Genomic DNA, 10,929 nt, shown 5'->3' with positions numbered 1-10,929 from the left:
CTGGACACTACCAACGCGCACGCGCTGCCACGGTGGTGTCAACGAACACAGGATGTGCCAACGGCCAGCACGGCGATCGCGCGCAGCCCTTGGACGTCCAGCCGCCGAGCCGTACCCGGTACCGCCTCGGCGGGCTCCGGCGTGGCCGGCGGACGGACGAACGACTGGACCTGCTGGGTCACAGACGCAGGTCCGACTGTGCCTTGTCGAGGACGTACTTGAGGTCGTAGATGATGTGCCCGTTCGGGTCACCGAACGCGTGCATCCGCTCCGCCCCCATCTCGACGAACTCCTGGTGCGCCACCGCCACGATCACCGCGGCGTACGCACCCTGCTCGGGCTCTTCGACGAGGTGGATGCCGTAGTGCCGCTGCGCCTCCTCCGCCCGGGCCCACGGGTCGTGGACGTCGACGTCGATCTCGTACTCGGCCAGCTCGGTCAGGATGTCGACGACGTGCGAGTTGCGCAGGTCCGGGGTGTTCTCCTTGAACGTGAGCCCGAGCATGAGGACGCGGGCCCCGCGCACCGGGATGCTCTCCTTCGTCATCCGCTTGACGAGCTGCGAGGCCACGTACGAGCCCATCGAGTCGTTGAGCCGACGCCCGGCGAGGATGATCTCCGGGTGGTAGCCGACGGCCTGGGCCTTGTGGGTGAGGTAGTACGGGTCGACGCCGATGCAGTGACCCCCGACGAGGCCCGGGCGGAAGCCGAGGAAGTTCCACTTCGAGCCGGCGGCCTGGAGCACCTCCTCGGTGTCGATGTCGAGACGGTTGAAGAGGATGGCGAGCTCGTTGATGAGCGCGATGTTGACGTCACGCTGGGTGTTCTCGATGACCTTGGCGGCCTCCGCAACCCGGATCGACGAGGCCCGGTGCGTCCCGGCCGTGATGATCGACGAGTACAGCGCGTCGACGAAGTCGGCGGCCTCGGGCGTCGAGCCGGACGTCACCTTGACGATGGTCGGGAGACGGTGCTCCTTGTCGCCGGGGTTGATCCGCTCGGGGCTGTAGCCGACGAAGAAGTCGACGTTGACGAGGAGGTGGGACAGGTCCTCGAGGACCGGCACGCACTGCTCCTCGGTCGCGCCCGGGTAGACCGTCGACTCGTAGATCACGGTGTCGCCGGGCCGCAGGACCTTCGCGATCGTCTCGGTGGCGGACAGGACCGGCGTGAGGTCGGGCTGCTTGGCCGCGTCGATGGGGGTCGGCGTCGTGACGATGTAGACGTTGCAGTCCGCGATGTCGTCCGGGTCCTCGGTGAACCGGAGACCGGTCGAGGAGGCCAGGTCGTCGTCCTCGACCTCGAGGGTGAAGTCGGTGCCCGTGCTCAGCTCCTTGACGCGCGCCCCGTTGATGTCGAAGCCGACGACATCCATCGTCCTGCCGAACTCGACGGCGAGAGGAAGCCCGACGTACCCGAGACCGACGACGGCGAGCCGCACGCCTCCGGGCAGTGCCGGGAAGGTGGAGGTGCCGGGGTGGAAGGAGGTGGTCATCGGTTTCCCTTTCCTGCAGTGGTGCTGTCGTGAAGGGGCTGTGGGTGGTCGAGCTGTTCGAGGTCGATGTGCTCCGGACGCACGTCGACGTGCTCCGGGCGCAGGTCGTGCGGCTCGAGCTGGGGCACGGACACCTGCGTGATGAGTGAGTGGGCGGTGGGCTGACCGCGCTCCTCGGTGCTGAGCAGCACCTCGTGGAGCTTCTCCCCGCTGCGCAGGCCGGTGTAGGTGATCGAGATGTCCTTGCCGGACTCCTCGATGAGCCGCCGGGCGACGGCGACGATCTGCACCGGCTCCCCCATGTCGAGGACGAGGACGTCGCCGGGCCGGCCGATCGCGGCGGCCTGGAGGACGAGCTCGCACGCCTCCGGGATCGTCATGAAGAACCGGCTCACCTCGGGGTCGGTGACGGTGACCGGGCCGCCTCTGTCGATCTGCGCACGGAAGGTGTCGAGCACCGAGCCCCGCGAGCCGAGAACGTTCCCGAAGCGGACCGAGAGGTAGCGCATGCCGGTCTGCCCGGCATACCAGGCCGTGAGGCGCTCGGCGATCCGCTTGGTCTGTCCGAGCACGCTGGTCGCGTCGGCGGCCTTGTCGGTCGAGATGTTGACGAAGTGCTGGACCCCGTTGGTGGCAGCGCACTCGAGCACGTTGCGCGTGCCGATCACGTTGGTCTTCCAGCCCTCCTCGGGGAAGCGCTCCAGCATCGGGAGGTGCTTGAGCGCGGCGGCGTGGAAGACGACCTCGGGCGCCAAACGCGCGAACACAGCGCAGACGGCGTCGCGGTCGCGGATGTCGCAGAGCACGATGTCGTCGCTGTCGAGCAGCCCGTTGCCGTCGAGGGAGAGCGCAGTCGCGTGCAGCGCGGACTCGTCGCGGTCCAGCAGCACCAGCCGGGCCGGGTCGAGCGCCCGCACCTGCCGGGCCAGCTCGGAGCCGATGGAGCCACCGGCGCCGGTGACGAGGACGACCTTGCCGGTGATCCGGTCGGCGATCTCGGAGAGGTCGGTCTCGATCGGGCGGCGTCCGAGGAGGTCGGCGACGTTGAAGGCGCGCAGGGTGTCGAGCTCGATGCGACCCGAGATCATCTCGCGCACCGGAGGCACGACGACGAGCTCGAGCCCGGCCTCCTTGCAGCGGTCGTTGACCTCCTGGAGGAGCTGCGGCGACGCCTCGGTGATCGCGAGCACGATGGCCTCGGCACCCTTGGCCCGCGCCACGGACACGAGGTCCGAGCCGAGGCCGAGGACGCGGTAGCCGCGCACCCGCAGGAAGCGCAGGGCCGGGTCGTCGTCGACGAACCCGACGATCGAGTAGGGCGGGTCGTCCGAGGAGTCGACGAGTCGGGCCAGCTGCTGACCCGCGTCACCTGCTCCGTAGACGAGGGCGGGCATGCCCGGCGCCTCGGCGTTCCTCCGGCGGTCCTGCCCCCGGGCAACCCGGAAGATCCACCGGCCGGCCGCCATGATGAGGAAGGCCAGCATCGGCATGATGAACGCGAGCCCTCGTGAGAAGAGCGGGGCCGCGATGAAGAAGGCTGCACCGAGCACGACACTGATGGCGATGACGAGCCGGCCCAGCGAGGTGACCTCGTCGAAGCTGCCGACCTTGCTGCGCCCGAGGTAGAGGTGGGTCACGAAGCCGCCGACCGCCTGGAGCACGACCGCTGCGGCGACGTAGGCAACGGCGATCGCCCACATGCGCTCGCTGAGGGTGAGCTCGTGGCGCACGAGGAGGAAGCCCCCCAGTGCGAGCACCCACGCGATGGCGTCCCAGCCGACCATGACCGTTCGCCGAGCGAGTATCTGCGATCTCGACATACCTACACCCCTGATGACCTGCCGCTTCGTCAGAACCTGACGACGTAAATCACGCTAGGGCGGGGCTCTCAGGTGCGAACGGCAAACCGGAGGAAGTGAACCCAACTGGTCAGTGGGGTGCCTGTCCTGACTAGCGGGGGACTAGTCAGGACAGGTCAGAGAGTCGCTCCGGTCGCCACTCCGGCCACAACGGTGGCGTGCACGACCGTGGATCGGAGCCGCTGCGCGGCCTCGGCTCCACTGTCTGCCCCGGCGAGCGGGTCACTGTCGATGAGCACGAGGTCGGCCAGGCTGCCTGCGCCCACGGTCGTTGCTCCGTCGACGCTCGCGGCGAGGGCCTGCGCCACCGTGAGGGTCTCCGCGGCGTTCCACTCCTCGCGGTCGTCAGCCGTACGGTGCACGGCGGCGGCCATCGCCTCCCACGGGTCGAGGGCAGCGACGGGAGCGTCCGACCCCAGGGCGAGCTGCACGCCGGCGTCGAGCATCGAGCGCAGCGGGAAGCACCGGTCGGCCCGGTCCGGCCAGCACTGGTGGGTGACGTCGCGGTCGTCGAGGAGGTGCGCGGGCTGGACGCTCGCGACGACGCGGAGGCGTGCCATCCGCTCGACGTCGTCGCTCGCGACGAGCTGGGCGTGCTCGATCGAGCCGTGGGCACCGGTGTGCGAGAAAGCATCCAGCGCGATGCCGACGGCTGCGTCGCCGATGGCGTGCACGGCGACGTCGAGCTCGTGGGCCGTTGCGGTGGCGAGCAGCTCGGCCAGCTCCTCCGGCGAGTTGTTGGGCCTCCCCCTCGGGTGCTCGAGGACGTCCGTCCCGACGTAGGGGTCGTGGCAGAACGCAGTGCGCGTGTTGAGCGAGCCGTCGCTGATGATCTTGAGGGGACCCATGGTCACGAGACCCGCCTCGTCGAGGACGTCGCCACTGCGCCGTCCGGCGGCGATGGTCTCGGCGAGCCCGCCGGCATACGTCGCCGTGCGCACGCGGAGCACAGCGAGACCGGAGTTCGAGCGCTCGGCCCACTCGGTTGCGTTGTCGGCCCACTCCATCTCGCGCACGCCGACGACGCCGCGACGCACGGCCGCGCCGAGGACCTTGGCGTATGCCGTCCGCTTGCCCTCCGCGGTCTGGGTCACCTCGTCGAGACGGGCGAAGACGGGGAACCACTCGTTCTCCTCGACGACGCCGTCGCGCGGGGGCACGCCGAGGAGCCGGAGGGCGGCTGAGTTGAGCCACCCGTGGTGGGCGTCCCCGCTGATGAGGACGACCGGTAGGTCGCCGCTCACGGCGTCGAGCTCGGCGACGGTGGGCTGACGGTCCCAGCCGGCCGTGCGGTGGCCGAAGCCCTGGATGACCGTGTCCGGTGCTCCCCCGACCCGCGCGCCGACCTCGGCGGCCACGAGCCGCACCGCGTCCTCGGGGCTCGAGGTCGAGGACAGGTCGAGGCGAGAGGCGTTGGCGGCCCACTGACCGAGGTGGACGTGCTGGTCCCAGAGACCGGGAAGGAGCCAGCGGCCCTCGGCCTCGAGGACCTCTTCGGACGCAGCGGGACGCAGCGCCGGGGCGACCTCGACCACCCGGTCGCCGACGATGCGGAGGTCCACGGCTCCGGGCGGTGCCGCCGCCCCGGCGACGGGAACGATGCGGGCCTGACGGATCAGCAGCGAGCTCACCCGGCGATCCTAGGTCGCACGTCACGTCCACGATCCACCCGATCGGGCACTGACCGAGGTGGGTGGGGTTACCGTGGAGTAGTTGCGTCGGGTTCACGTCAGGAGGACGACATGGTGCGCATGAGGCCCCACACCGTCACCCTGCACGGCCACGAGCTCTCCTACGTCGACAGCGGCTCCGGTCCGGCACTGCTCTTCATCCACGGCATCCTCGGTTCGCGTCGACAGTGGTCGCGCCTTGTCGACCGCCTGGACGACGAGCACCGCGTGCTCGTCCCCGACCTGTTCGGCCACGGCGACTCGGCCAAGCCATTGGGCGACTACTCCCTCAGCGCGCACGCCGCGACGCTCCGCGACCTCCTCGACCACCTCGGCATCGACCGGGTGACGCTGGTGGGGCACTCCCTCGGCGGCGGCATCGCGATGCAGTTCTACTACCTCTTCCCCGACCGTGTGGACCGGCTGGTGCTCGTCGCGAGCGGCGGGCTCGGGCGCGAGGTCAACTTCATCCTCCGGTCGGCCACCCTGCCCCTCGCCGAGCAGGTTCTCGGTGTCGTCGCCTCGGCACCGGTGCTCGGCAAGGTCGAGGCGGTCGGCGGGTTCGCGGCCAGGCTCGGCTGGAAGCCGGGGTCGGACCTCACCGCGATCTGGCACGGCTTCACCTCGCTCGGTGACCGGGCGAGCCGACGCGCCTTCCTCGCGACCACCCGCGCCGTCATCGACCTCGGTGGTCAGAGCATCAGCGCCCACGACCACCTCGCCGGCGTCGAGCCGATCCCGACGCTCGTCGTGTGGGGGTCCAGGGACCACATGATCCCCGCGTGGCACGCGCTCACTGCGCAACGCGCCGTGCCGCAGTGCCGGGTCGAGCTGTTCGAGGGCGCCGGGCACTTCCCCCACCTCGACGACCCGGACCGGTTCGCGCGCGTGGTCCGCGAGTTCGTCTCGGGCGCCGACGTCGAGGAACCTCCCTCGGCGGCAGGCGCGTGAGGCTCGCGCCCACATGCCCACCTCGGCCGGCGTGACCGGACGCGTGCTCCCGCGTCAGGCGCGTCGGGCGGTGGCGTCCGGACCGAGTCGCCCGCGGAGCACCGGCTGGGCCGCCGCCAGCACCAGTGCGACGACGGCGGTCGTGGCCCAGGTCCCCGTCGGGCCGAACCGCTCGAACAGCTGGGTCCCGACCAGGGGTGCAGCCACCCCGGCGAACCCCCAGCTCAGCCCGTAGGCCGCGAGGTAGCGCCCGCGCGAACCGTCGCCGGCGAGGGCGGCCACGATGCTGTAGGCGTGGCCGAGGAGAAGGACATCCCCCAGGCTCCACACCACCGTGGCACCGACGAACTGCCACGGACTGGAGGCCAGACCGTAGAGCAGGAGCCCGACCGCCAGCACGACGTAGCCGACGGTCATGGCCGCGAAGGAGTCACGGGCGAGCCCGCTGCGCCGCAGGAGCGGCTGTCCGGCCGTGAGCGTGGCTGCCGAGACGGTGAGGAGCAGGCCCAGCGTGGCGGGATCCAGGCCCCGAGCGCCGAGCGCCAGGGGCAGGGCGATCGTGATCTGGAGGTAGATCGCCGCGAAGACCGTGCCGGCGCAGAGCATCGCGAGCAGCCCACGATCGCGCCACGGGCCGGCGTCGCATCCCGCGTCGGCCCCAGGTGCCTCGCGGGACGCCACCTCGATGTTCGGTCCCCTCCTCGGCAGCAGCGCGAGGACCACGACCGCGCAGGCCAGGCAGGTGAGGGCGTCGACGACGAACAGCCAGCGCAGGTCGACGCTGGCGAGCAGGGTGGCCAACAGGCCGGCGCCCATCCCTGCCGCCGCCATCGCAGCGGCCAACAGCCCGTATGCCGCGGGTCGCTGGCCGGGCGGAGTCACGTCGGCGACCAAGGACTGGCTCGCGGGTTCATAGACCTCGAAGACGAGGCCGAGCGCGATCACCGCGACGACCGCGTGGACGAGCGAGTGCGAGGCGGCCACCGCGAGCTGGGCCATGGCCGTGGCCACGAGGCCGAGGGCGATCGTGGACCTCGCGCCCCAGCGGTCGGCCAGGCGCCCACCGACGAGGCGCGACGGGATCGTGGCCAGGCCGAACCCGGCGAGCACCCACCCCGCCTGGACCACCGACGCCTCGAGCTCGTGGACGAGGGTGACCGTGAGGAACGGGAGCGTGAAGGCCCCAAGACGGTTGACCGCCCGCGCGGCGACGAGGACCCACACGGTGCGCGGAAGAGGAGGGCGCGGGGGGACGGAGCGAGCACCGTGGGCCGTGCGTCGCTGGTCGGGGCGGCTGGGGGCGCTCGGCACGTGGGCTATCGTCCTGTCACTGGTCATCACGGTTTGCCAGTCACACCGGCACCGCCAACCTAGGAGAAGGGAGGTGACTGGTCAAATGGACTTCGACAGTCACATCGTGGCGCTGGTCGACGTCGCCACCCGCCTCGTCAACACCCACACTGGCAGCCACGCCCGAGGAGCCGAGCACACTCCCCCGACGTCACCCGCCGCCCGGGTCCGCGCGACGGCGGTGGCGCTCGCTGGCGACAGCGGCCGCGAGCCGCGGGTGACGAGAGCGGACGCCGACGCACTCGCAGCGCACGCTCAGGACCTGCGCCGGGTCTTCGACGCAGTCGACTCCGGCGACGTGACCGATGCCGCCGGGCTGCTCAACCCGATGCTCCGCGCCACGGGCGCCCGACCACAGCTCGACGTCGGTCCGGACGGGACCTGGCAGGTCCACTTCCACGGGACCGACGACAGCCTCGCCGTCGGTTGGGCCGCGGGCTGCGCGACCGGCCTGGCACTCGCCGTGGGCAGCAGCTGGGCCGGCCGGCTCGGGACCTGCGCCGCCGACCGCTGCGACCTGGTGTTCATCGACACCTCTCGCAACGGCAGCCGGCGGTTCTGCTCCACCTCCTGCCAGAACCGGACCAAGACCGCCGCCTACCGCTCGCGCGCCTCCGGCTGACGCTGCTCGCGCGGCCGACGTCGTTCGGGCGGTCGACGTCGTTGGCGCGGCCGACGCCGTGGGCGCGGCCGACGTGATTCGCCCGCACCGCGACGCGCGACTGCTGGCGCGCTCGCCCGACCGGGAGGACACTGCGCTGCATGTCGAGGACCCCACCCGAGAGCATCGCGCCGCTGTGGCGACGCGCGTGCGAGGCAGCCATCGCGTTCCGGCACGACATACCCCATCGCGCCGCGGCTCCGCAGGAGGACTACGCCACCTCCCTGCGTGGCTTCACTGCACCACTGCCCGAGACCGGCAGCGACCCGGGCGAGGTCCTCGGGGACCTCGTGCGGCTCGCCGACCCGGGCCTCATGACGCCGACCGGGCCCCGGTTCTTCGGCTGGGTCATCGGCGGGTCGCACCCCGCCGGTGTCGCGGCCGACTGGCTCACCAGCGCCTGGGGGCAGAACGCCGGGAACCACCAGGCGTCACCAGCGGCGTCAGCCGCCGAGAGCGTGGCCGCCGGCTGGCTGCTCGAGCTGCTCGACCTCCCGCGCGAGGCGTCGGTCGGCTTCGTCACCGGCGCGACCATGGCGAACTTCACCGCCCTCGGCGCTGCGCGCACTGCCGTCCTGCGAGAGGCCGGCTGGGACGTCGAGGCCGACGGCCTCTTCGGTGCACCACCCGTCACGGCGCTCATCGGCGGGGAGGCCCATGCGACGGTGTATGCCGCGCTCCAGCTTCTCGGTCTCGGTCGCGACCGCGTCGTGCGGCTGCCGGTCGATGGCCAGGGCCGGATCCTCGTGGCGGACGCCCTGGCCGAGCTGGGACGGGTAGCCCGTCCGGCCATCGTCATCCTCCAGGCAGGGCAGATCAACACCGGGGCCTTCGACGCCTTCGCCGCGCTCGTACCCGCCGCCAAGGAGGCGGGCGCGTGGGTCCACGTCGACGGGGCCTTCGGGCTGTGGGCCCGTACGTCGCAACGCACCCGAGGACTCACCGAGGGGGTCGACCGCGCCGACTCCTGGGCGGTCGACGGCCACAAGTGGCTGCAGACCCCCTACGACTGCGGCTTCGTCGTCGTCCGCGACTCCGAGGCCCACCAACGCGCCATGACGATCGCGGCGAGCTACCTGCCCACGACGGACACCGGCGACCGCGACCCGTCGCACTTCGTGCCCGAGCTGTCCCGCCGCGCCCGAGGGTTCGCGACCTGGGCGATGATCCGCACCCTCGGCCGGGACGGGATCGAGGAGATGGTGGACCGCCACTGCGCCTGCGCCCGCCTCGTGGCGGACCGGCTCCGCGCCGAACCCGGCGTCGAGGTGCTCAACGACGTCGGGCTCAACCAGGTCCTCCTCCGCTTCGGCGCAGACCTCACAGACAACGAAGGTGACCGCGTGACGCGCGAGACGATCGCGCAGATTCGCGCCGACGGGGTGTGCTTCACCGGCGGCACGTCCTGGCAGGGTCTCGAAGCCATGCGGTTCTCCATCATCGGCTTCGAGACCGACGAGGAGGAGGCGGACCGGAGTGCGGACGCCGTCCTCACGGCATACCGAGCAGTCCGAGGCAGGTCTTGATCATGTGACCATATGGTCACATAATGGTCGGGTGGATGAGGAGCAGGTCGTCTTCCGGGCGCTCGCGGACCCCACGCGCCGCGCGCTCCTCGACGCGCTCTTCGAGACCGACGGGCAGACCGTCGGCGAGCTCGTCGCCCTCTTCCCCCACGTGACCCGGTTCGCGGTGACGAAGCACCTCACCGTGCTCACCGACGCCGGCCTCGTCACGACCGAGTGGACCGGCCGGGAGAAGCACCACCACCTCAACCCGGTCCCCATCGCGCAGATCGCCGACCGCTGGGTCAGCAAGTACGCGCAACCCTTCACCCGCGCCATGCTCGACCTCAAGAGCGCCGCGGAGAGCACCACCGCCAAGGAGCAGCCATGACCGCCCAGCACGTCTACCAGGTCTACATCCGCGCCGAGGTCGAGGAGGTGTGGCGAGCCCTCACCGACCCCGAGTCGACCCGTCAGTACTTCCACGCCACCCACTGGGAGACCCCGCCCGTCGCCGGCGAGCCCTTCCACACGAGCCTCCCCGATGGACGCACCGCGGTCGACGGCGTCGTGGAGGTTGTCGACCCGCCACACCGGCTCGTCCACACGTGGCACCCCGTGTACGACGTCGAGCTCGCCGCGGAGCCGCCCAGCCGAGTCGCCTGGGAGCTGACCCGCGCCGGCGACCGGCTCACCCACCTGCGGCTCACCCACAGCGCTCTCGAGCAGTCCCCCCTGACCTCCGAGAACGTCAGGGACGGCTGGGTCTGGATCCTCGACTCGCTCAAGACCCTCCTCGAGACCGGCGCTCCGCTGCCCCGGGCGGACCTCATGCCCGAGAACGCCTGAGGGGAGCCGACGTCATGACGGGGTGGCCCGGCGTGACCAGGGCAGGGACCAGTTCGACTCATGGCGGCGAGGGCCACGCACTCCTACGCTCGACGGTGGGCCAACCGTGCGAAGGGCGCCCGGTCCGCCCGTGGAGCAACCATGATCGGTGACCACACGCCTGTCCCCACGCTGGCCGTCAAGGACCTCGGGCAGGCCCGTGAGTTCTACGAGGGCGTCCTCGGCCTCGCGCCCGGACCCGACATGCCCGGTGGCGTCGCCTACAAGGCTGGCTCCGGAGGGCTGTTCGTCTACGAGTCCGAGTTCGCCGGCACCAACCAGGCGACCGCGATGATGATGGAGGTGCCCGAGGGCGCGTTCGACCAGCAGATCTCCGACCTGCGCGGCAAGGGCGTGACCTTCGAGACCTACGACATGCCCGAGACGGAGTGGGAGGACGGGGTCGCGACGATGTCGATGGGCGACACCTCGTTCCGCAGCGTCTGGTTCCGCGACCCCGACGGCAATATCCTCAACCTCGGGACCGGGATGGGCTGAGAACGCCGTATGCCGTCCGCGCGACGTGCGCGGACGGCATACGAGCAAGCTT

The 10,929-nt window shown here is 71.2% G+C and carries 10 protein-coding genes; 6 read left to right on the top strand and 4 right to left on the bottom strand.

Annotated features, from left to right (window positions below; all coding sequences use genetic code 11):
- Positions 1–178 precede the first annotated feature (178 nt).
- The 3 genes from tviB to LL946_RS14575 form a co-directional block, all read right to left on the bottom strand.
- Positions 179–1,495 (bottom strand): Vi polysaccharide biosynthesis UDP-N-acetylglucosamine C-6 dehydrogenase TviB, encoded by a 1,317-nt coding sequence (gene tviB / locus LL946_RS14585; RefSeq protein WP_404381855.1) that lies wholly within the window; start codon positions 1,493–1,495, stop codon positions 179–181.
- A complete protein-coding gene (locus LL946_RS14580) occupies positions 1,492–3,315 on the bottom strand; it encodes a polysaccharide biosynthesis protein (protein WP_404381853.1) in 1,824 nt (607 codons plus the stop codon). Before LL946_RS14580 ends, tviB begins: the two co-directional genes overlap by 4 nt.
- Before the next feature lie 155 nt (positions 3,316–3,470).
- Positions 3,471–4,985 carry an amidohydrolase gene (locus tag LL946_RS14575; protein ID WP_404381852.1) on the bottom strand — a complete coding sequence of 505 codons (1,515 nt, stop codon included), beginning with the start codon at positions 4,983–4,985 and terminating at the stop codon, positions 3,471–3,473.
- A gap of 111 nt (positions 4,986–5,096) precedes the next feature.
- Between LL946_RS14575 and LL946_RS14570 the strand changes: the two genes are divergently transcribed.
- A complete protein-coding gene (locus LL946_RS14570; protein WP_404381850.1) occupies positions 5,097–5,975 on the top strand; it encodes an alpha/beta fold hydrolase in 879 nt (292 codons plus the stop codon).
- 54 nt (positions 5,976–6,029) lie between these two features.
- Here LL946_RS14570 and LL946_RS14565 read toward each other — a convergent pair whose 3' ends face one another.
- Positions 6,030–7,286: an MFS transporter gene (locus LL946_RS14565; RefSeq protein WP_404381848.1), complete on the bottom strand. Its 1,257-nt coding sequence runs from the start codon at positions 7,284–7,286 to the stop codon at positions 6,030–6,032.
- A gap of 73 nt (positions 7,287–7,359) precedes the next feature.
- Here LL946_RS14565 and LL946_RS14560 point away from each other — a divergent pair, with 73 nt between their 5' ends.
- From LL946_RS14560 to LL946_RS14540, 5 genes are all read left to right on the top strand, one after another.
- Positions 7,360–7,947: a CGNR zinc finger domain-containing protein gene (locus LL946_RS14560; protein ID WP_404381846.1), complete on the top strand. Its 588-nt coding sequence runs from the start codon at positions 7,360–7,362 to the stop codon at positions 7,945–7,947.
- Positions 7,948–8,087: 140 nt separating this feature from the next.
- The gene (locus tag LL946_RS14555) at positions 8,088–9,512 is read left to right on the top strand and encodes a pyridoxal phosphate-dependent decarboxylase family protein (RefSeq protein ID WP_404381844.1); all 1,425 of its coding nucleotides are present in this window, start codon (positions 8,088–8,090) and stop codon (positions 9,510–9,512) included.
- Between the two features lie 31 nt (positions 9,513–9,543).
- A complete protein-coding gene (locus LL946_RS14550; protein ID WP_404381842.1) occupies positions 9,544–9,882 on the top strand; it encodes an ArsR/SmtB family transcription factor in 339 nt (112 codons plus the stop codon).
- Positions 9,879–10,340, top strand: a complete 462-nt coding sequence (locus LL946_RS14545; RefSeq protein ID WP_404381840.1) for an SRPBCC family protein — start codon at positions 9,879–9,881, stop codon at positions 10,338–10,340. Before LL946_RS14550 ends, LL946_RS14545 begins: the two co-directional genes overlap by 4 nt.
- A gap of 141 nt (positions 10,341–10,481) precedes the next feature.
- On the top strand, positions 10,482–10,877 hold the full coding sequence (locus tag LL946_RS14540; protein ID WP_404381838.1) for a VOC family protein: 396 nt from the start codon (positions 10,482–10,484) through the stop codon (positions 10,875–10,877).
- The last annotated feature ends 52 nt before the right edge of the window (positions 10,878–10,929 follow it).

Source organism: Knoellia locipacati, assembly GCF_044791685.1.
GTDB lineage: Bacteria > Actinomycetota > Actinomycetes > Actinomycetales > Dermatophilaceae > Knoellia > Knoellia locipacati_A.
Note: the sequence above shows the minus strand (reverse complement) of the source record. Positions and strands in the feature narration are given on the sequence as shown.